Source organism: Serratia aquatilis (assembly GCF_044865145.1).
In the GTDB taxonomy this organism is placed as follows: Bacteria; Pseudomonadota; Gammaproteobacteria; order Enterobacterales; family Enterobacteriaceae; genus Chania; species Chania aquatilis.
This window is the reverse complement of the sequence record NZ_CP173186.1, coordinates 2,487,810-2,509,798: the sequence shown is the minus strand read 5'-3', so window position 1 is coordinate 2,509,798 and position 21,989 is coordinate 2,487,810. Positions and strand designations below refer to the sequence as shown.

Annotated in this window: 19 protein-coding genes and 1 pseudogene; 8 read left to right on the top strand and 12 right to left on the bottom strand. The window is 50.0% G+C overall.

All coding sequences use genetic code 11. From position 1 onward, the window contains the following. Nucleotides 1-7 precede the first annotated feature (7 nt). A complete protein-coding gene (locus tag SAQUA_RS11295) occupies nt 8-1,942 on the top strand; it encodes an exoribonuclease II (RefSeq protein WP_380673537.1) in 1,935 nt (644 codons plus the stop codon). 57 nt (nt 1,943-1,999) lie between these two features. Here the strand turns inward: SAQUA_RS11295 and SAQUA_RS11290 are convergent, their stop codons facing one another. The 3 genes and pseudogenes from SAQUA_RS11290 to fsa form a co-directional block, all read right to left on the bottom strand. After that, nucleotides 2,000-2,311, bottom strand: coding sequence for a hypothetical protein (locus SAQUA_RS11290; protein WP_380673651.1), 312 nt, complete (start codon nt 2,309-2,311; stop codon nt 2,000-2,002). Nucleotides 2,312-2,327: 16 nt separating this feature from the next. After that, nucleotides 2,328-2,534: pseudogene (locus SAQUA_RS11285) on the bottom strand (amidohydrolase); the annotation flags it as partial. 197 nt (nt 2,535-2,731) lie between these two features. Further along, nucleotides 2,732-3,397 (bottom strand): fructose-6-phosphate aldolase, encoded by a 666-nt coding sequence (fsa, locus tag SAQUA_RS11280; protein WP_380673536.1) that lies wholly within the window; start codon nt 3,395-3,397, stop codon nt 2,732-2,734. A 199-nt stretch (nt 3,398-3,596) separates the two neighbouring features. Here fsa and SAQUA_RS11275 point away from each other — a divergent pair, with 199 nt between their 5' ends. From SAQUA_RS11275 to SAQUA_RS11265, 3 genes are read left to right on the top strand one after another with little or no spacing between them, the layout of a single operon-like run. Further along, a complete protein-coding gene (locus SAQUA_RS11275) occupies nt 3,597-4,499 on the top strand; it encodes a glycyl-radical enzyme activating protein (protein WP_380673535.1) in 903 nt (300 codons plus the stop codon). A 4-nt stretch (nt 4,500-4,503) separates the two neighbouring features. Continuing rightward, a complete protein-coding gene (locus tag SAQUA_RS11270) occupies nt 4,504-6,936 on the top strand; it encodes a formate C-acetyltransferase/glycerol dehydratase family glycyl radical enzyme (RefSeq protein ID WP_380673534.1) in 2,433 nt (810 codons plus the stop codon). A 48-nt stretch (nt 6,937-6,984) separates the two neighbouring features. After that, nucleotides 6,985-7,731: a DNA-binding transcriptional regulator YciT gene (locus SAQUA_RS11265; RefSeq protein WP_380673533.1), complete on the top strand. Its 747-nt coding sequence runs from the start codon at nt 6,985-6,987 to the stop codon at nt 7,729-7,731. 68 nt (nt 7,732-7,799) lie between these two features. Here the strand turns inward: SAQUA_RS11265 and araD are convergent, their stop codons facing one another. Beyond that, a complete protein-coding gene (araD, locus tag SAQUA_RS11260; RefSeq protein ID WP_380673532.1) occupies nt 7,800-8,495 on the bottom strand; it encodes an L-ribulose-5-phosphate 4-epimerase in 696 nt (231 codons plus the stop codon). 469 nt (nt 8,496-8,964) lie between these two features. Here araD and osmB point away from each other — a divergent pair, with 469 nt between their 5' ends. Continuing rightward, nucleotides 8,965-9,183, top strand: coding sequence for an osmotically-inducible lipoprotein OsmB (gene osmB / locus SAQUA_RS11255; RefSeq protein ID WP_380673649.1), 219 nt, complete (start codon nt 8,965-8,967; stop codon nt 9,181-9,183). A gap of 66 nt (nt 9,184-9,249) precedes the next feature. Here the strand turns inward: osmB and yciH are convergent, their stop codons facing one another. Both yciH and pyrF read right to left on the bottom strand, forming a co-directional pair. Further along, nucleotides 9,250-9,576 (bottom strand): stress response translation initiation inhibitor YciH, encoded by a 327-nt coding sequence (gene yciH / locus SAQUA_RS11250; RefSeq protein ID WP_380673531.1) that lies wholly within the window; start codon nt 9,574-9,576, stop codon nt 9,250-9,252. Nucleotides 9,577-9,588: 12 nt separating this feature from the next. Beyond that, a complete protein-coding gene (pyrF, locus tag SAQUA_RS11245; RefSeq protein WP_380673530.1) occupies nt 9,589-10,317 on the bottom strand; it encodes an orotidine-5'-phosphate decarboxylase in 729 nt (242 codons plus the stop codon). A gap of 326 nt (nt 10,318-10,643) precedes the next feature. On the opposite strand from pyrF, the gene SAQUA_RS11240 reads away from it, so the two are divergent. Next, the gene (locus tag SAQUA_RS11240; RefSeq protein WP_380673529.1) at nt 10,644-10,904 is read left to right on the top strand and encodes a YdgH/BhsA/McbA-like domain containing protein; all 261 of its coding nucleotides are present in this window, start codon (nt 10,644-10,646) and stop codon (nt 10,902-10,904) included. 163 nt (nt 10,905-11,067) lie between these two features. Continuing rightward, on the top strand, nt 11,068-11,355 hold the full coding sequence (locus SAQUA_RS11235; protein ID WP_380673528.1) for a hypothetical protein: 288 nt from the start codon (nt 11,068-11,070) through the stop codon (nt 11,353-11,355). A 41-nt stretch (nt 11,356-11,396) separates the two neighbouring features. Here SAQUA_RS11235 and lapB read toward each other — a convergent pair whose 3' ends face one another. The 3 genes from lapB to pgpB form a co-directional block, all read right to left on the bottom strand. After that, nucleotides 11,397-12,566, bottom strand: a complete 1,170-nt coding sequence (lapB, locus tag SAQUA_RS11230; protein WP_380673527.1) for a lipopolysaccharide assembly protein LapB — start codon at nt 12,564-12,566, stop codon at nt 11,397-11,399. A gap of 6 nt (nt 12,567-12,572) precedes the next feature. Then, nucleotides 12,573-12,875: a LapA family protein gene (locus SAQUA_RS11225; protein WP_380673526.1), complete on the bottom strand. Its 303-nt coding sequence runs from the start codon at nt 12,873-12,875 to the stop codon at nt 12,573-12,575. A 366-nt stretch (nt 12,876-13,241) separates the two neighbouring features. Next, nucleotides 13,242-14,006, bottom strand: coding sequence for a phosphatidylglycerophosphatase B (pgpB, locus tag SAQUA_RS11220; protein WP_380673525.1), 765 nt, complete (start codon nt 14,004-14,006; stop codon nt 13,242-13,244). 401 nt (nt 14,007-14,407) lie between these two features. On the opposite strand from pgpB, the gene ribA reads away from it, so the two are divergent. Further along, on the top strand, nt 14,408-15,001 hold the full coding sequence (ribA, locus tag SAQUA_RS11215) for a GTP cyclohydrolase II (RefSeq protein ID WP_380673524.1): 594 nt from the start codon (nt 14,408-14,410) through the stop codon (nt 14,999-15,001). 47 nt (nt 15,002-15,048) lie between these two features. Here the strand turns inward: ribA and acnA are convergent, their stop codons facing one another. The 3 genes from acnA to topA form a co-directional block, all read right to left on the bottom strand. Then, the gene (gene acnA / locus SAQUA_RS11210) at nt 15,049-17,721 is read right to left on the bottom strand and encodes an aconitate hydratase AcnA (protein ID WP_380673523.1); all 2,673 of its coding nucleotides are present in this window, start codon (nt 17,719-17,721) and stop codon (nt 15,049-15,051) included. A 269-nt stretch (nt 17,722-17,990) separates the two neighbouring features. After that, on the bottom strand, nt 17,991-18,965 hold the full coding sequence (gene cysB, locus SAQUA_RS11205) for an HTH-type transcriptional regulator CysB (protein WP_380673522.1): 975 nt from the start codon (nt 18,963-18,965) through the stop codon (nt 17,991-17,993). Between the two features lie 301 nt (nt 18,966-19,266). Further along, nucleotides 19,267-21,864 carry a type I DNA topoisomerase gene (gene topA / locus SAQUA_RS11200; RefSeq protein WP_380673521.1) on the bottom strand — a complete coding sequence of 866 codons (2,598 nt, stop codon included), beginning with the start codon at nt 21,862-21,864 and terminating at the stop codon, nt 19,267-19,269. Between the last annotated feature and the right edge of the window lie 125 nt (nt 21,865-21,989).

Genomic DNA, 21,989 nt, shown 5'->3' with positions numbered 1-21,989 from the left:
GGACGATATGTTTCAAGATAACCCGCTGCTGGCGCAGCTTAAACAGCAACTTCACTCTCAAACCCCGCGTGTTGAAGGCGTAGTTAAAGGGACTGAGAAAGGTTTCGGCTTTTTAGAAGTCGACGGTCAAAAAAGTTATTTCATCCCACCGCCATACATGAAAAAAGTCATGCATGGGGATCGTATCGTCGCCACCCTGCATACGGAAAAAGAGCGTGAAATCGCTGAGCCGGAAACCCTGGTTGAGCCTTTCCTGTCACGCTTTGTGGGGCGAGTGCAGAAGAAAGATGATCGTCTATCTATCATCCCCGATCACCCGTTGCTGAAAGATGCTATTCAGTGCCGCCCTGCGCGTGAACTGAACCATGCATTCCAGTCCGGTGACTGGGCGGTGGCAGAAATGCGTCGCCATCCGCTGAAAGGCGACCGCGCTTTTCATGCCGATCTGACTCAGTTCATTACCGATGGTGACGATCATTTCGCGCCATGGTGGGTGACGTTGGCACGCCACAATCTTGAGAAAGAAGCGCCAGAAATGGTGTCTACTACCGAACAAGACGCTACGCTCACTCGTGTCGATCTTACTGCGCTTGACTTTGTCACTATCGATAGTGCCAGTACCGAAGATATGGACGATGCTCTGCATGTACAGGATAACGGAGACGGCTCACTGCAGTTGACCATCGCTATTGCCGATCCTACCGCTTATGTGCAGCAAGGTAGTCATCTGGATGAGATCGCGCGCAAACGCGCTTTCACCAACTATCTGCCAGGCTTCAATATTCCCATGTTGCCGCGCGACCTGTCCGATAACCTGTGTTCCCTTCGTCCACACGAGCGTCGGCCTGCCCTTGCCTGCCGTGTCACTATCAGCAAAGATGGTGCTTTGGGTAGCGATATTCACTTCTTCGCTGCCGAAATTGAATCCAAAGCCAAGCTGATTTATGACGAGGTTTCTGACTGGTTGGAAGGGATTGCTGGCTGGCAGCCGCCAAGCGAGGCCATCGCTCAGCAGATCACCCTGCTCAAGCAAGTTTGCGACTTGCGCAATGCCTGGCGTCATCAACATGCGCTGGTGTTTAAGGATCGTCCTGACTATCGCTTTGTGTTGGGAGATAAAGGCGAAGTACTGGATATTATTACCGAGCCGCGCCGTATCGCTAACCGTATCGTTGAAGAGTGCATGATCGCCGCCAACGTCTGTGCGGCCGTCGTACTGCGCGATCGTCTTGGCTTTGGGGTTTATAACGTTCACAACGGCTTTGACCCGGCACTGGTCGAACAAGCAGTTAACGTGTTACAGGCTAACAATGTCGAAGCTGAAGCGGAAAAATTGCTGACATTACAAGGATTCTGCGAACTGCGCCGCCATCTTGACGCACAACCTACCCAATTCCTGGATAGCCGCATCCGCCGCTTCCAGACCTTTGCTGAAATCAGCACCACTCCTGGCCCGCACTTTGGCCTGGGGCTGGAAGCTTATGCCACCTGGACTTCGCCGATTCGTAAGTACAGCGATATGGTTAACCATCGCTTGCTGAAGAACATCATCTGTGAGCAATCAGCCGAGAAGCCACTGGATGATGTGGCAGTGCAACTGGCAGAGCGACGCCGCCTGAATAGAATGGCGGAACGCGATGTGGGTGACTGGCTGTATGCTCGCTTCCTGAAAGATAAAGCCGGTACCGATGCGCGTTTTGATGCCGAGATCATTGATGTGACTCGCGGAGGCCTGCGTGTAAGGTTGCTGGATAACGGCGCTGTCGCTTTTATCCCAGCTCCATTTATTCATGCAGTGCGCGATGAATTGGTATGTAGCCAGGAAACGGGTACCGTTCAGCTCAAAGGTGAAGAGGTTTACCGGCAAGGCGATAGTTTGCAGGTGAGCATTAGCGAAGTTCGCATGGAAACCCGCAGCGTGATAGCCAAGCCGGTAGCATAGCTGCAGATGGGTGATAAAAAGCGATACCTTTCTATTCGTTAGGTATCGCTTTTTTATTTACTGCAGTTGTATTTTTCCTGTTTCCTTCAAACGCGGTACTACCAACAACGAAACCAATGTTGCCAGCATCAGGTATCCTGAAGGGGCTAATAGCGAACCGGTAAGCTCAATGGATTGAGAGGCAAAATACTGGGCAAAGCCGCCAAAAATTGCCACGCCCAAGCTATAAACCACTGAAAAACCGACTGCACGGATGCTTTTCGGGAACAGTTCTGATGTCACTAGCATCGTTGGCACCGAACCCAAAGTCGTCAGGCTGGTGAGCACCAACACCACCGCAAGCAACACCGCAGGATGCGGTATAGTCACCAACAGCCAAAGGGCGGGGTATGCTGCTGCTCCAGGGTTTACCGTTATTTTCCAGGATCGGCAAGGCATCCATATCGGCACGTATCCCAATACTCTTGCTACCGTTGCCTAAACGCATTGTCCCTACCACACCCGTTGCGGCAAGACCTCGGTGGACTTCATAACCCCACGAAGCCAAATAATCGGCCACTAAATCACTGGTTCGGAACTCTTCAAAACCTAATCCCAAGCAACTTGAAGTATGAAGGGTATATATATGAATTAATCAGCAGAAAGCATGTTCAGGCTTGCGACCTGTTTCAGTTGTGCAGGTGAATAACATTGGCGGGTGTTGAGCGTAAGCAAAGTGTGGAATGCGAAAGTTGGGGCCCAAGTAAGCAGCAAATATCACAACAATGCGCTGATATGGCCCCCAATGTATCAACCAAGCTGTTTTGTACCAAAAGCGCCCTGCCAGTCCTGTTCAAACTTCTCTACCGCAGCCTGCACCGCTGGCGTGGTAATAAACTGTTCTGCCACGTCGACCGGAAGCGTAATTGATTGGCAACCAGCCAGCAGACACTCCAAGGCCTGACGTGGCGTTTTGAAACTGGCTGCCAACACCTTGGCATGCGGTGCATGCATCATCAACAATTGTTGCAGCTCATGCACCATTTCGATCCCATCTCCGCCCTGAGCATCAAGACGATTGACGTAAGGTGCGACATATTCGGCCCCTGCCAATGCCGCCAGTAACCCTTGGCCTGCACCATAAACAGCGGTACCCAGCGTGGGTATCGACATGGATTTCAGCTTCTTGATGGCCGCCAACCCTTCTGCAGTAGTTGGGATCTTCACAACCAGACCAGGTACACGCTGATTCAACAATACGGCTTCGGCAATCATGCCTTCGGCATCACTGGCCATCACCTGGGCAAAAAGCTTCCCGGTACCTCCTAATGCATCACGTAGCGCCGGAAGTACTTCCCAAATGGACTTTCCTTCTTTGGCCACAATGCTTGGGTTGGTGGTAACTCCGTGCAGTGGTAACACGCGAGCTAAACGTTTGACGGCAGAAACATCTGCAGTATCGAGATAAAGTTCCATGTTGTTCTCCTGATTATTTTGTAGGCAGGCACCCTTGGTCTTTCAAGCTATAGCGCTGGCCAAACATTAGGCATCGGTATGATTGTAATGGGAACAATAATAATTCATTTAAGTTGCCGCCCTTTGATTAGAATCAAATTAACTTTCATTTGAAAGTTATCTAATTGCATAAGAAGGAATCAAACTTCACAGGTGACAAATGCTATTCAATTTACAGCGCTATTCAACACATGACGGACCGGGCATACGCAGCGTGGTATTCCTGAAAGGATGTTCGCTTGGCTGCCGCTGGTGCCAAAACCCAGAAAGCCGTTCCCGCCTAAAAGATCTGCTGTTTGATGATCGCCTGTGCCTGGCGGGTTGTAACCTGTGCAGTGAACGTTGCCCGCATGCTATCACCCGTATTGACGACTCCACTCTGAAATTGCAACGCGCACTACTCACTGACGCCGATTATGACTCATTAACCGGCTATTGCCCAACCGGCGCTCTCAGCGTCTGTGGTACGGCTATCGATATTGATAGCGTTATGGCCGAGGTGATGCGTGATAAGCCCTATTATTTGCGCACTGGCGGTGGTTTGACACTTTCCGGCGGGGAGCCTTTCATGCAGCCGGAGATCGCCGCAGAGTTGCTCAAGCGCGGGCGCGAAGCAGGCATTCATACTGCTGTGGAATCCTGTCTGCATACCCCCTGGTCCTATATTGAACCGTCTTTACCTTGGCTTGATTTAATGCTGGCGGACCTGAAGCATGTCGATGACGCGCGTTTCAAAGAGTGGACCGATGGTTCTGCCAAAAGGGTGATGGATAACTTCCGCCGTTTGGCGGCGGCTGGCACTCAGATCACGATACGCGTTCCGTTGATCCCTGCATTCAACGCCGACCGCACTTCGATTCGTGGGATTGTCGACTTTGCTGCCGATGAAGTAGGTGTAAAAGAGATCCACTTTTTGCCTTACCACACGCTGGGAATCAATAAATACAACCTGCTCGACGCCCCCTATTACGCTTCCCGTACCCCACTAGATGACCCCGAATTGCTGGCTTATGCCGAAGACTATGCCAGCAGCAAAGGTCTGACCGCTATTTTGCGAGGATAACATAATGACAACTCTGGATCTGACAACCCTCACCGAACGTACACAGGCACACAAAAACGCGCTTATTCACATCGTTAAACCCCCGGTGTGTACCGAGCGCGCCCAACACTACACCGAAACCTACCAACAACAACAGGACAAGCCACTGCCGGTAAGACGCGCTTTAGCTCTCGCCAACCATCTGGCCAAACGGACCATCTGGATCAAGAATGATGAGTTGATCATCGGTAACCAGGCCAGCCAGTTACGTGCCGCCCCCATCTTCCCCGAGTATACCGTCAGTTGGATAGAGAGTGAGATTGACGAACTGGCAGATCGCCCCGGGGCGGGTTTTTCTGTCAGTGAAGAAGACAAAGCGGTATTACACAACTTGTGCCCGTGGTGGCGTGGTCAGACCGTACAGGACCGCTGCTACGGCATGTTTACCGACGAGCAGAAGGCTCTGTTGACCACCGGGATTATCAAGGCCGAAGGTAATATGACCTCTGGCGATGCTCACCTTGCGGTCAATTTCCCGTTGTTATTGGAGAAGGGGTTGGATGGCATGCGTGCAAAAGTGTCTGAGCGCCGCGGACGTCTGCAACTGACCGATTGGGACGATCTGCACAAAGAGCAATTCCTCAAGGCTATCGATATCTCTTTGGCTGCCCTAAGCGAGCATATTTTGCGTTTTGCCCAACTGGCCCGCGAAATGGCGCAGGAAGAGACGCGCGTCTGGCGGCGCGAGGAACTGCTGACGATGGCTGGCAACTGTGAGTTAATCGCTCATCAGCCACCGCAGACCTTCTGGCAGGCACTGCAGCTGTGTTACTTCATTCAGCTATTCCTGCAGATTGAATCCAACGGCCACTCGGTCTCCTTTGGCCGCCTCGATCAATATCTCTACCCGTGGTACCGTCGCGACGTTGAGCTGGAACAGAACCTGCCGCGTGAAAAAGCCGTTGAAATGCTGCACAGCTGCTGGCTGAAGCTGTTAGAAGTTAACAAGATCCGCTCAGGCTCACACTCTAAAGCCTCGGCAGGGAGCCCACTCTACCAGAACGTCACCATCGGTGGTCAAAAGTGGGTGAATGGCGAAATCAGTGACGCGGTAAACCCACTCTCTTACACCATACTGGAGTCCTGTGGACGCTTACGTTCAACGCAGCCAAACCTCAGCGTACGCTATCATGCCGGGATCAGTAACGATTTCCTGGATGCCTGCGTGCAGGTTATCCGTTGCGGTTTCGGCATGCCCGCCTTTAACAATGATGAAATTGTTATCCCTGAGTTTATCAAACTGGGAGTCGAACCGCAGGATGCCTACGATTATGCCGCTATTGGTTGTATCGAAACCGCGGTGGGCGGCAAGTGGGGCTATCGCTGTACCGGCATGAGTTTCATCAACTTTGCCCGCGTGATGCTCGCTGCACTGGAACAAGGTCGCGATGCCTCCTCCGGCAAGATTTTCCTGCCGCAGGAACTGGCCTTATCCAAGGGCAACTTTAGCCAATTCGACCAAGTGCTGGATGCCTGGGATACGCAGATCCGTTATTACACCCGCAAGTCGATTGAGATTGAATGCGTGGTGGATACCGTTCTGGAAGAGAATGCCCATGATATTGTCTGCTCGGCATTGGTGGATGACTGTATCGAGCGCGGTAAGAGCATCAAACAAGGCGGTGCGAAGTATGACTGGGTTTCCGGCCTGCAAGTCGGGATTGCCAACCTGGGCAATAGCCTGGAAGCGGTGCGCAAACTGGTTTTCGAACAGGGCGTGATCGGGCAACAACAATTGGCCCAGGCCTTGGCGAATGACTTTGCCGGATTGGACGGCGAGCAGTTACGTCAGCGTCTGATCAACGCTGCGCCTAAATATGGCAATGACGTGGATGATGTCGATCAACTGTTGGTTCGCGCCTACCAGACCTATATCGACGAGTTGAAGCACTACCACAACACGCGTTTTGGCCGTGGCCCGATTGGCGGAACCTACTATGCAGGAACCTCATCCATCTCCGCTAACGTCCCATTCGGGGCCGCCACTATGGCAACGCCAGATGGCCGCAAAGCCAATACGCCATTAGCTGAGGGTGCCAGTCCGGCTTCCGGTACCGACCACCTGGGACCGACGGCAGTCTTCAACTCGCTGGCCAAACTGCCCACCGGGTCGATCCTTGGTGGTGTGTTGCTTAATCAGAAACTGAATCCGTCAACGCTGGAAAACCCGCGCGATCGCGAAAAACTGATGCTGATGCTGCGCACGTTTTTTGAGACCTATAACGGCTGGCACGTGCAGTACAATATTGTCTCCAGAGAAACATTGCTGGCAGCAAAACAGCATCCTGACCAATATCGCGATTTAGTGGTACGCGTTGCTGGATATTCTGCTTTCTTTACCGCATTATCCCCAGATGCGCAGGATGATATTATCGCGCGAACCGAACATATTCTTTAATCAGTAAAAAATAGTGGCCACCATTCGGTGGCCGCCTATCAGGCCTTTATGAATTCAAGACAACAAACCATTCTGCAGTTGGTTAATGAGCGCCGCCGCATCAGCGTCGGTGAGTTGGCCCGCGCCTCTGGGGTTTCTGAGGTCACGATCCGCCAAGACCTCAATCTGTTGGAGAAACGCAGCTATCTTAAACGTGTCCACGGTTCTGCTGTAGCACTTGAGAGTGATGACGTTGATGCCCGCATGATGTCCAATTTTGTGCTCAAACAGAAACTGGCTCAATATGCTGCCTCACTGGTTGAGGATGGCGAAACCATCTTTATCGAGAGCGGTAGCGCCAACGCATTGCTGGCCCGCTATCTGGCCGAACGAAAGCGCGTTACGTTGATCACCGTTAGCCACTATATTGCCCATCTGCTGAAAGAGACGGATTGTGATGTGATCGTACTCGGCGGCATGTACCAGAAAAAGAGTGAAACCATGGTGGGTCCTTTAACGCGCATGTGTATCCAGCAGGTGCATTTCAGTAAAGCCTTTATCGGCGTTGATGGTTATCAAGCTGAAACCGGCTTTACCGGTCGCGATATGATGCGTGCCGATGTGGTCAATGCGGTGCTGGCTAAAGGGGTAGAAAACATCGTGCTGACTGACTCATCAAAGTTCGGCCAGATCCAGCCCAATCCGTTACAACCGATGAACCAGATCGGGCGCGTTATTACCGATTCGCGTCTAGCACTCGACTATCAGTATCTGCTCAAGCGGCAGGGGATCGCTCTTGATCTAGTCGATGAGTAGGTGGTACCCCTTAATGCCCTGGGCGCTTGTATACACAGCCTAATGCGCGGGGCAGCGAGGCCCCTTGATTACTGACCGTAGTAGGCATTTTCCCCGTGTTTGCGCAGGTAGTGTCTATCGAGTAATGTCTGTTGCATATTGGTCAATCCGGGGGTCAGTTGGCATGAGAAAATCCCCATATAGGCTATCTCCTCCAATACCACCGCATTGTGTACCGCGCTCTCGGCATTTTTACCCCAAGCAAACGGGCCATGCGAATGCACCAGTACCGCTGGCATATCGCTAGCATCCAGCCCACGTTCGCTAAAAGTATCGACTATCACTTGCCCTGTCTCCCATTCATAGCGGCCATTGATTTCCGTATCATTCATTAGCCGGGTGCAGGGAATGTCACCATAGAAATAATCGGCATGCGTGGTACCCCAGGCAGAAATATCTCGCCCAGCCTGTGCCCATATAGTGGCATGGCGGGAGTGCGTATGGACGATGCCGCCAACTGAAGCAAAATTAAGATAAAGAACCCGGTGGGTATCCGAATCTGACGACGGCTTTTTACTCCCCTCCACTACCTTGCCACTTTCCAGTTCGACCACCACCATATCATCGCGGGTCATTGCGCTATACTCGATCCCCGAGGGTTTAATCACCATGAGCCCCTGCTGGCGGTCTATGGCACTGACATTACCCCAGGTAAAAGTAACCAGATGATGACGCGGCAATAACAGATTCGCCTCCAACACTTGCTGCTTGAGTTCATTAAGCATGTTTTTTCCTTATTTGCGTATACCTCATGGATTTCAAATTACAGCCAGGCAACGAGGCATTACGAATTGACTTATAACGCGCACAAACAGAGTCGCTGCAGTTTGAAAGACGATGGGGATATTTTCGGTAGGTGCAGTGCTGGCCGGTATGGTATGAATCGCTGAAGACCAAGTAAGGTTCTGCTGGATCATAAAAGATGTGCTTTAGGCTGAAAAACAACAATAAACACCAGATCCTGCCGGGATAATTAGGACTATTTCCCTGTTCACCCTTCAGTAGCAATTTATACTGATAGTAAGCGATAAAATCGCAGATTTTTTTAAATTACTCTGTCTTGAGATGCTAATGCCATTTTTTATTTCAAGAAATATCATAGCAACTGGCAAGCCAGATTCGGTGTTAAAGCCTATACTAGGTTGTGTCACGCTAGAAAAGTATTTCCATCAAGCCCATGCAATGGAGATGAGAATTATGATGATTAATAAACGTTTTGCGATGGCCACTCTGGCGATTACTCTGGCAGTGCTCGCGAGTGGCTGTGCAGATATGTCCAAACGCGATCGTAATACCGCGATTGGGGCAGGCGCTGGTGCAGTCGGTGGTGCGGTGCTGACAAACGGCAGTGCGGTGGGTACGGTAGGTGGCGCGGCAGTAGGTGGGCTGATTGGCCGCCAAGTAGGCAAATAAACGGCCGTCTCTTTAAGATTTAAGCTATTCTCAACACCCCAAACCACAGTGGCTTGGGGTGTTCTGTCAGCCACCCGCCAATTTGACTTTCATCCCCTTGGCTTCGAGCAACTGTTTGAGCAAGTCGCGTTTATCCCCTTGGATTTCAATTACCCCGTCCTTAACTGAACCACCGCAACCACACTTCTTTTTGAGTTCAGCGGCCAACTTTTCCAACGCTGCATCATCTAGGTCGACACCATTAATCAGACACACGCCCTTACCTTTTCGCCCACTAGTTTGACGTTGGATACGAACAATGCCATCACCTTTGGCGCGCTGCGGTTTGACCTCTTCATGCTTAATACGCCCACTTTCGGTAGAGTAAACTAGGCGACTGTTATCCTGACTCATGTTTGGCCCCCCTCAGCTTAATGAAGCTCTGATAGCACTGAGCGTTGCGGCAGGATCGGCGGATTGCGTGATCGGGCGGCCTATCACCATGTAATCTACCCCTACGTTCATTGCTTCTCTTGGGGTCATCACTCGGCGTTGATCACCTGCAGCACTCCCCTCGGGTCGGATACCCGGCGTGACCAGTTGGAACTGGCTTCCACAGGCCGCTTTGAGGCGTGAAGCTTCTTGCGCCGAACAAACCACACCATCCAAGCCACAGTCACGGGTGAGACGCGCAAGCCTTTCCGCCTGCGCGGCCGGGCTAAGATCAATCCCAATGGCATGCAAATCGTCCGCTTCCATGCTGGTGAGCACGGTAACCGCGATCAGCAAGGGGGCTTCCGCACCGTAGGGCTGCAATGCCTCTTTGGCTGCCATCATCATCCGCGTACCACCGCTAGCATGTACGTTTACCATCCACACGCCCAGTTCTGCTGCCGCAGCAACCGCATGTGCCGTGGTGTTAGGAATATCGTGGAATTTCAGATCAAGAAAAACATCGAATCCACGCTGATGCAGTTCGCGCACTATCTCTGGCCCGAACAGGGTAAACATCTCTTTACCCACTTTTAGCCGACAATCTTTTGGATCGATACGATCGACAAATGCCAAGGCTGCATTCCTATCGGCATAATCTAAAGCCACGATGATTGGAGATGATTTTAAGTCATTGTTATTAATGTTATTTTCAGACTTCACTTCTTCTACCTTCTGTAAAATTGACAAACACGAGTTAACCGTCTGCAAAGCTGATCGCAGTATTCTACATGCCAGACACGGGAAATCCCAGCTACGGGCAAGCGTATGCCGTCATGTTGAGTCAAAGTTCGTCATGCAATGTCAATGTACTTCCAAATCACTTAGCCAAGCTTAAGTAAGCTGCGGTAAACTTATGTAAAAACAACATCAAATATTTTGAATAACAAGGTCAGACTTATCAAATTTCATAAATTAATAGGTTGCTCTATTATTAAACATATCGAATACACCATCGCTTCCCAACAAATAATAGACTGGAGTCACCTATGAAAAACATCAAACATTTTGCAACTGCTGTTACCCTAACATTAGCTTCTTTCACAACTTTTGCCGCTGTACCCGTCGACATGCAAAAGGCACTATCCTTAACCGAAACTGGCGTGGTTTCAGCCGGGCAGGCAACCACATTGTCAAGTCTGGAAGCAGACCTGGCATCCAAAGCGGAAGCTCAAGGAGCTAGCAGCTACCGTATTATTTCAGCTGGCGGTAATAACCTGCTGCATGGTAGCGCCGTTATCTACAAATAAGCACTTAGTCAAAATAAATGCTTAGTCAGGGCCCGAAAATTCGGGCCCTTTTCGTTTTTATTACGCTCAAACATTACAATAATATTAAATTTTTATTACAATATAGACACGCTTGCGCTACTGACATAATTTGGTGATTACTTCCCGCATAAAAGGCAACAAAATGAGCGAGATATCTACACTAACCATAAAAATCCCCGTAGCATTAAAGGAAAAGATCAAAGCCATCGCCCTTGAGAACCAACTTTCCCTGAGTGCAGAGGTTTGCCAACGTTTGGAAAGTAGTTTCGATCTGCCAGTAAAATCCGGCAAAAAAAACACCCCCCCGCATCATGATGAAATTGATAATCAAGGCATTGAAGAAGAAGTCGAACAACCTCTCAGCCAGAAGGAACTGAAGAAATTGCGTCAGTTGCTGAAAGGGAGTTTAAAAACCGGCAAGAAGAAATAATGAAATTCTGACAGACCGGGGCAGCTTCAAGGCCTCGGTTTTTATTGGCCGTCAAGACCGCGAATAGGTTTTACCGAGGCCCAGGCCCTGCACGAAGGACAGTGCCAATAGAGTGAATGGGCCGTAAAACCACATTTATGACAACGGTAACGCGGTTTAGTACGTATCTGTTCCCCCACCATGTCGCGTAATAAAAGCAGGCTCTCCTTGGCACGCCCATCTTCTGCTTCGGCCAGGTGATAATCCATCAGGCGATAAAACACGCGCATGGTAGGATGGCGCTGTAGCTGGCGATTGATATAGACCTGTGCCACATCGCGCCCCTCACGCTGTTCGATCAGCTCCGCCAACATCAGTTCCGCTGAAGCGCCGGTATTCTCTTCAACACAGCGCTTGAGAAAATCAGCCCAATCCTGTTGTTGCGGTAAATGTTGGTAGCATTCATGCAGCATCGGTAAGGTTTCGCTGACAAACTCTTTGTCTTGATCCAAAACGCGCGCCAATACCTCTATCGCTTTGGCATAGTCTTCTTGTGCCATGAAGATTCGCCCAACCATAATCGACACGCGGGCACACTGTTTATCCGCCGAGGCTGCGCGCTTTAACAGACCCATAGCTTTGTCCAGATCGTCACTGCCCATCGCCTGCAAAGCCAACTCACAATAAAAATGAGCGATTTCGATGCGCTGTTTATCTTTACCTAACTTGACCAGTTTTTCAGCAACATCGATGGCTTTTTGCCAATCGCTCGTTGCCTGATGGATAACCAACAACTGTTGCAATGCGGATATACGAAATTCTTCTTCGTCCATCAATTGGCTGAACATGTTTTCGGCACGGTCATACAGCCCAGCAGCCATATAATCCTTACCTAACTGCTGTATCGCCAAAAGCCGTTGCTCAAAAGTTAGAGAGGCACTTTCCATCAATGCCTGGTGGATCCGGATTGCACGATCAACTTCACCACGCGAACGAAACAGATTACCCAACGTCAAATGGGCTTCTACGGTGTTGCTGTCCTCTTTAAGCATATCCAGGAACAGATCGACCGCTTTATCCTGCTGATTGGAAAGCAGGAAGTTCACACCTGTCACGTATTCACGCGAAAGACGGTTGGCTTCCTGTTGTTTATCCTGCTGAGCACTTCTGCGCCCCATGTACCAACCGTACGCGGCAGCTACAGGCAGCAACAGAAACAGCAGCTCTAACATAGAAGATTATTCCTTGCTGACAGCAGGCAAAGAAGCAGGCTCGTCAGGGGTGGCAATCTGAAGTTCCAGCCTTTTTATTTTCCGCTCGGCACGACCTAATCCGATCCTTACACGAAGATAAAATAACCCACAAATGATCCAGCCCAACACGAAACCACTGCCAAACAAGGTGGCCAACAGTGTTGATACACGATATTCACCTTGAGCGACTAAATAGTTAAAAGCCACCATTTGGTCATTTTGCGCGCCTAGCGTGACTGAAATCACGAATATCACCAGAACCAACAAAAAAATCAGCAAATATTTCACATTCTTTCCCGCAATGCCGAGTGAATAGGATGGGCTCTACGCCATGTTCCACAAACTACTGCGCCGTAACACAAAGGGACATCTGCCATAGCTGGCTTCCCAACTACTTAAGTTAGCATTTCCCAACGTAGCAGGGAAACCCTGCGACACCATAAAACCACACATCTGTTGGTATATTCAGCAGGAAATGGAGCATATGGGTAAATTAGTGAAAGAGCCGGGCAAATTTTCCGTTCTATCATGATTTAGCAGCAAAATGAGGAACCTTTTGTGGCCTCCCATTCAACATTTGTGCTTCGGTGACTTTGGCGCCCCACCAAAGTGATGCTGTCACTTTTTATTAAAAAAACTCAGAGTTATTACAAGTTATTCTTCATGTCCTCGCTTGGTAATTTCCTGCTGTTCCTGAGGCGGAATAGTCAGTGGACCAAACCAGCGCTGTGCCAACCAACAGGCGATTGTCACCAGCAACCAAGCTATCGCTACCGCCATTACCAGATCACGTGGCCAGTGCATACCGAGTAACAAGCGGCTTGCCATAACACCAAGTGCCCAAACCATCAGGACCGCCACAGTCTTATAGTGCCGGCGTGACCACAGTAACCCAACGGCCAACAGTGCCCAACTGGCAGCAAATAGAGTATGCCCTGAAGGAAAAGCAAAACCAGTCTCTGCTTGCCAGTGTTTACGCAACCATGCTGGTATCACTGTCTGATCCTGAAGTTGCTCTTTTACTAACGCGCTACGCTCTTTACGGGGAAGTGAGTAAAAGTATTTTTCATCTACATGATGGGTAGACTCTAGCCACATTACAAACGGGCGTGGTTCTTGTACCTGGTTTTTGATCGTTGACTTGATACCTTGGCCGAAAACAATCGCCGCAGAGATCAAGATGAATAAGCCTATCGCCGGTTTAAGACGAAAGCGCAAACACCATAGAAACCATCCTGAAAGGATCACACAAGTGATTATCCCCCAAGGCGCCGAGACGGTTTCCGTTATCCAATACATTGCTTTCAGGAAACTGTTGTTACCACCCGGCTGCCAATGCCAACCAGAAAACCATACCAGCAGGGGCATCAACAGAAGTATAATGGCTCCTGCAACTGTGCGTTTTGCTACCTCTGACATTCAATTATCCTTCAAAACTAACCTATTCGTAGTGTAACAATTTTGTAATTTCAGAAACACCGGTTAAATCAGCATAGTGCCAGACTGCAGGAACTGCTGAACCAGCCCAGCAGATGGCAGCGGGTAAACAATCGTTGGCTTTACATTTTCCTGCCAGCGGTTTATATCCGTGACCTCCATAAAGTAAAGAAATCGCACAAAGACTGAACCTATTGTAAAAATAGCTGAAACTAAGCGCTGTATGCTGGATTACTGAGCACAGTGAAATAAGAAGTTATGGCAGAATAGACAATAATAAACCGAGAAGAGCTCGTAACCGCGTGTTTTAGTGCTGGTCCGTTTCCTGTTCCAGACGTAGGATGCACGCAATGATTTGACCGGATGTGTTTGTGGAGAGTGACATGCAGCTTAAACGTGTGGCAGAAGCCAAACTGCCAACACCATGGGGTGATTTCCTTATGGTAGGATTCGAAGAACTGGCAACCGGGCAAGATCACCTGGCTCTGGTATTTGGTGATATTTCAGGCGAAACGCCGGTACTCTCACGTGTCCATTCTGAATGTTTAACTGGAGATGCCCTATTCAGCCTGCGCTGTGACTGCGGTTTTCAACTGGAGGCCGCCTTAGAGCATATCGCTGAAGAAGGCCGCGGTATTCTGCTTTATCACCGGCAGGAAGGCCGCAATATTGGTCTGTTGAACAAGATTAGAGCCTACGCTTTGCAAGATAAAGGGGCGGACACCGTAGAAGCCAACCACCAACTCGGTTTTGCCGCCGATGAGCGCGACTTCACTTTGTGTTCTGATATGTTCAAGTTGCTGGATGTCAAGGCGGTTCGTTTGTTAACCAATAACCCCAAAAAGGTCGAAATACTGAGCGAAGCGGGTATTAATATTACCGAACGAGTCCCGTTGATCGTCGGCCGTAATCCCAAAAATGAGCATTACCTTGCCACCAAAGCAGCCAAAATGGGGCATTTGCTGGATAAGAAATAAATCCAGCTAAAAGTAACAAGGGCGCCAATACGGCGCCCTTGTTCTATCTACAACATCTTGCGAATCACATAGTGAAGAATGCCATCATTCTGGTAGTAGGTGAGCTCATTGCCGGTATCTATGCGGCAGCGGGTATTAACAACCTCTTGCCGACCATCTGCGTAGGTGATATTGACCGGTACCGTTTGCCCAGGCTTCAATTCCCGTAAGCCGCTGACGCTGATTTGCTCTTCTCCGGTCAATTGCAACGTTTTACGCGTCACATTTTGCGGAAACTCCAGCGGTAGGATCCCCATACCAATCAGGTTAGAACGGTGGATGCGCTCAAAAGACTCAGCGATCACCACCCGTACGCCTAATAAACGTGGACCCTTTGCCGCCCAGTCACGGCTAGAACCGGAACCGTACTCTTTACCGGCAATCACCGCCAGTGGCACCTGCTCTTGCTGGTACTGCATAGCAGCATCATAAATCGCCATCTGATTCTGTGAAGGAAGATGACGGGTATACCCCCCCTCAACGCCAAGTACCATTTCGTTGCGGATACGGATGTTGGCAAATGTGCCCCGCATCATCACTTCATGGTTACCGCGACGAGAACCGTAAGAGTTAAAGTCTTTTACTTCAACGCCACGCTCGCTCAAATAACGTCCTGCCGGGCTTTCATGCTTGATGTTACCTGCAGGAGAAATATGATCGGTGGTTACTGAATCACCGAGGATCGCCAGAATACGTGCATCTTTAATATCTTGCAGCGGTTCAGGCTGCGCTTTCATGGTGCTGAAGAAGGGAGGATGACGAATATAGGTAGAGTCCGGTTGCCACGGATAGGTCGCTGAAGCGGTGACTTCAATCGACTGCCAGTTGGCATCGCCATCAAATACGGCCCCGTACTCTTTATGGAACATCTCGGTACGAACCTGTTCTACTGCCTGAGCGATCTCCTGATTGGTCGGCCAAATATCTTTCAGATAGACAGGCTTACCTTCAAGATCTTCCCCCAATGGTTCGTGGGTAAGATCGACATGCATGTTGCCAGCTAACGCATAGGCGACTACCAGAGGGGGTGAAGCCAACCAGTTGGATTTCACCAAGGGATGGATGCGCCCTTCAAAGTTTCGGTTGCCGGATAGTACGGCCCCAACGGTTAGGTCCCCTTCCCTTATCGCCTGCTCAATGGGCTCTGAGAGTGGCCCTGAGTTGCCAATGCAGGTAGTACAACCATAGCCGACCAGGTTAAAACCCAATTGTTCCAAATAATGGGTCAGTCCGGCACGGTCATAGTATTCAGTTACTACTTTCGACCCTGGAGCCAGTGAGGTTTTTACCCAAGGTTTACTCTTCAGGCCTTTTTCCACGGCTTTCTTTGCCACGAGTCCCGCAGCCATCATCACACTGGGATTAGACGTATTGGTGCAGGACGTAATGGCAGCGATTACCACTGCACCAGTACGTAATTCGTGGATTTCTCCATTTAACGTGAAATTTTTCGCATCTTGCCGGTCTTTTCTACCGCCAATTTCCAGTTCGAGCGCGGCGCTGAATGCTTTTGGCACCTGTGGCAATGCAACACGATCCTGCGGGCGCTTAGGCCCGGCCAAGCTGGCTTCGACCGTCGACATATCCAGCGTCAGGGTGCTGGTAAATACCGGTTCATCACCAGGGTTTCGCCATATACCCTGGACCTTGGCATAAGCCTCCACCAAAGCGATTTGTTCAGCACTGCGGCCACTTAACTTCATATAACTTAGCGTGACATCGTCTACTGGGAAGAAGCCGCAGGTTGCTCCAAATTCCGGCGACATATTGGCAATGGTTGCACGATCAGCCAAAGGCAACTCAGCCAGCCCATCGCCATAAAACTCGACAAACTTGCCCACCACACCATGCTTACGCAGCATTTGCGTCACGGTCAACACCAGGTCAGTTGCTGTGATCCCTTCTCTTAGCTTACCGTTAAGTTTAAAGCCCACGACATCAGGGATCAGCATAGAAACGGGTTGGCCCAGCATCGCGGCCTCAGCCTCGATACCACCTACTCCCCAACCAAGGATGCCAAGACCGTTAATCATTGTAGTATGGGAATCGGTACCGACCAGGGTATCGGGGTAAGCGATGCGTTTACCATTCTCTTCAGTGTGCCAGACGGTTTGCCCCAGGTATTCCAGGTTGACCTGATGACAAATACCGGTGCCAGGTGGCACTACACGGAAACGATTGAATGCTTTTTGGCCCCAGCGCAAAAAAGTGTAGCGCTCGTGGTTACGCTCCATCTCAATGCGCACGTTTTCGGTAAACGCCTCGTCATCACCAAACTCATCCACAGTGACTGAGTGGTCTATCACCAGATCAACCGGAGAAAGTGGATTTACCTGATCGACTTTCCCCCCGAGGCGCAGCACCGCTTCACGCATGGCGGCAAGATCGACAATGGCCGGTACACCGGTAAAATCTTGCATCAGAACTCGTGCCGGTCGATAGGCAATTTCGCGATCGGCATGGCCGGTTTGCAACCAACCGACGATCGCCTTGAGATCGTTTTCCTGCACGGTGTCACCATCCAAATGGCGCAGCAGGTTTTCCAGTAATACTTTCAATGACTTGGGTAGCCGGTCAATATCTCCTAACTCTCTGGCAGCGAGTGGCAAACTGTAATAGTAATATTCGCTATTCAGTGCAACCAACTTGTCCATACTCGTCTTTCGAAGATCGGGTGACATAGCTCCTCCATGTTTGATTATGTTAAAACAAGGTAATTACTGAGGTTACATTTAAAGATAACACAAACATAATGTAACATTTATTTAACGACATGATTTCATCAAAACAAGACGTCATATTGCTCGAACAGGGAATACGGCAGAATTGGCAATGCGGGGTATCTGGCAGGATATCAGGCTTATGTCGCTTAGTACCTGTAATTAAGGGACACTGCCTGATAGATAGTGTGCAAAGGTAAAAAGGAGGGAAAACCCTCCTGCAGAAAACGCTATTTAATCGGCAGCTTGATGTCCTTGAACATCGCCTCGATCTCTTCGTTGGAACGCAAAACCACTGCGGTATCAACAACATCGCGCGTTAGGTGTGGAGCAAAGCGTTGGATAAAATCATACATATAAGTGCGCAGGAAGGTGCTCCGACGGAAACCGATTTTGGTGGTGCTGTAAGTGAAAATATCCCGTACGTCCACGCTGACCAAATCGGGATCATGCACCGGATCGACCGCCATGCTGGCGATAACACCAACGCCCAGCCCTAGGCGGACATAGGTTTTGATCACGTCAGCATCGGTCGCGGTAAAGACAATATGCGGTGTCAACCCTGCGCGGTTAAACGCCGTATCCAACTCAGAACGCCCAGTGAAGCCAAAGGTATAAGTGACGAGCGGATAAGCGGCCAATTCCTCGATAGTAATTTGACTCTTACCTGCTAAAGGATGATCGGGCTTCACAATGACGGTGCGATTCCAGTGATAGCATGGCAGCATGATTAAATCGTCATACAGATGAAGTGCTTCTGTTGCTATGGCGAAATCAGCTGAGCCCTTGGAAACTGCCTCAGCAATTTGCGTCGGTGAACCTTGGTGCATATGTAGCGACACACGCGGATAACGTTCAATAAAGCCTTTTATCACGGTAGGCAATGCATAACGGGCCTGGGTATGAGTGGTTGCAACGTACAGCGATCCTTTGTCTGGATAGGTATGCTCACCAGCAACGGCCTTGATTGCGTCCACTTTAGATAACACTTCACGGGCGATGCGAATGATTTCAAGCCCTGCAGGCGTTACCTGGGTCAGGTGTTTGCCACTGCGAGCAAAAATCTGTATACCCAGCTCATCTTCCAGCATTCTGACCTGTTTACTGATACCGGGTTGAGAGGTATAGAGGCCTTCCGCCGTAGAGGAAACATTGAGGTTATGATTGACCACTTCTACGATGTAACGCAGTTGCTGCAATTTCATATCTTAGACCATCCTAGGTTAATCACTGCGAATAGTTGTAAGCCTCATCACAGCGATTTCGCACTGGTGCCGAAGAAAACGCCGTTGCTAATAAGCTTTCATCATAAAAAAAACTTTTATATAACCACTATATCACGACACGTTACCAAGTATAGATCGCTGTCACACCATGATAACGATTATTTCGCCTGACGATCAACGATAAGCCCTACCCGTAATGGGTATTGAGCTAACCGCTAGGTTCAGGCGAAAAAAAACCAGCCCTTGGGGCTGGTCTTGATATACATAAAACAAAGCGAGCTTACTTCTTAGCTTCTACCCACTTGCCGTCCACGTAGAAAGCAGACCAACCGGTGGCCTTACCCTCTTTCTCCGAAGAAACATACTGTTGCTTAGTCTTACGGCTGAAGCGGACCACCGCCTTGTTACCTTCTGGATCCGCAACCGGCGCGTCAGCTAGATAACGCAATTTCTCCGGCAAACGATCTTTGAAGCGCAACAATTCTTCCACTGACGGCGCGCGAGTTTCGCGAGATTTAGGGAAGGTATTGGCCGCCAGGAAAACGCCTGCGGCACCGTCACGCAATACAAAGTAAGCGTCGGATTTTTCACATGGCAGTTCGGGTAACGGTACCGGATCTTCTTTCGGCGGCGCAACCTCTCCACTACGCAATATCTTACGGGTATTCTTACAGTTTTCGTTGGTGCATCCCATGTATTTACCAAAACGTCCCATTTTCAGGTGCATTTCAGAACCACACTTCTCACACTCAACTATTGGGCCATCGTAACCCTTCAGGCGAAACTCGCCTTGTTCAATCTCGTAACCATCGCAAGCTGGGTTATTACCGCAGACATGCAGCTTACGCTGATTATCAATCAGGTAGCTGTCCATCGCCGTGCCACATTTCTGACAGCGACGACGTGCACGCAGGGCATTGGTTTCCGCATCATCCCCTTCGAGAATGTTGAGAACTTCTGCTTCCGGCACCAGATTGATGGTGGTTTTACAACGCTCTTTTGGTGATAACGCATAGCCAGAACAGCCCAGGAACACGCCAGTGCTGGCAGTACGGATCCCCATTTGGCGGCTGCAGGTCGGGCAGTCAATGCTGGTCATTACCATCTGGTTCGGGCGCATGCCACCCTCTTCCGGATCTTTCTCTGCAGTCTCCAACTGTTCGCTAAATTCTGCAAAGAACTCGTCGAGAACAACTTTCCATTCAGCATGATTGTTCGCGACCTGATCCAGCCCATCTTCCATGCGCGCCGTAAAGTCATAGTTCATCAGTTCGCGGAAGTTTTCTTCCAAGCGGTCGGTGACGATTTCGCCCATTTTCTCAGCATAGAAACGCCGATTTTCTGCACGAACATAACCACGGTCCTGAATGGTGGAGATGATCGAGGCATAAGTTGAAGGGCGCCCTATACCACGCTTTTCAAGCTCTTTAACCAGTGAAGCTTCGCTGTAACGCGCTGGCGGTTTGGTAAAGTGCTGGCTTGGGATCAGCTTTTGCAGATCCAGATCGGTCCCCACTTCGACAAATGGCAAAGTGCGATCTTCATCACCTTTACGTAGTGCCGGCATCACTTTGGTCCAGCCATCGAAACGCAATGTTCGGCCTTTGGCACGCAGTTGGAAATCCCCAGCTTTGACTGTCAGCGTGGTGGAATCGTACTGCGCTGGCGTCATCTGGCAGGCCACAAACTGGCGCCAGATCAGTTGATACAGCCGCTGAGCATCCGCTTCCATGTCCTTCAGCTGTTCAGCCACTACGCTAACATCTGAAGGGCGGATAGCTTCGTGCGCTTCCTGAGAGTTTTCTTTGCTGCTGTACTGATTGGCGGCTTTCGGCAGATATTTGTCACCGAAATTATCGCCAATGTAACCGCGTACCATGTTGAGCGCATCCTGGCTCAGGTTGGTAGAGTCTGTACGCATATAGGTAATGTGACCAGCTTCATACAGGCGCTGAGCCATCATCATGGTTTTCTTCACGCCGAAACTCAGACGAGTGCTGGCCGCCTGCTGCAACGTGGAGGTGATGAAAGGCGCTCCAGGCTTACTGCTGGTTGGCTTGTCTTCACGATCCAGCACAGTATAACGTGCTTTTTCCAGCAGCTTTATCGCGGCATGCGTTTGCTCACGATTAACCGGTTTGAATGGTTTGTCATGGGCGTGAGTCACTTCCATCTGTAGCGCGGTTTCACCCTTCGCCAACAAATCGGCATGTAACTCCCAGTACTCTTCTGGCACGAATGCCTTGATATCGCGCTCGCGCTCCACAACCAGACGCACCGCGACCGATTGCACTCTTCCAGCGGACAGACCTCGGGCAATTTTCTTCCACAGTAACGGCGAAACCATGTAGCCCACGACGCGATCCATAAAGCGACGCGCCTGTTGTGCATTGACACGGTTGATGTTCAGTTCGCCAGGCGCTTTGAACGCCTGCTGGATGGCGTTCTTGGTGATTTCGTTAAACACCACGCGGCTAAAACGTTTTTCATCCCCACCGATCACTTCCCGCAGGTGCCAAGCAATGGCCTCCCCTTCGCGGTCAAGGTCGGTTGCGAGATAGATATGGTCGGCATTTTCTGCTAACGATTTCAGCTCGGCGACAACTTTTTCTTTGCCTGGGAGAATTTCATAATGCGCTTCCCAACCATGATAAGGATCGACGCCCATGCGATTAACCAGCGCCGTCTTTTCATCTTTTTTGACTTTCTTTTTTGCTTTGTCTTCGGTTGCGTCAGCGCTCTTTTTGCCGGCTGAGCCACTGGTCGGCAAATCACGGATATGACCAACGCTGGACTTCACAACGTAGTCACTTCCTAAATATTTATTAATAGTTTTGGCTTTTGCCGGGGACTCAACTATTACGAGAGCTTTGCCCATATTTACCTTTACCTGATTATTTCTTCCCACAGGAAGCCGTTTATCTCGCCGTACCGCGGCAATTCGGATCTCTTTTTTATATTGCGGTACTCTGGCTGGAGATCAACATGTTTTTTTATAACGGT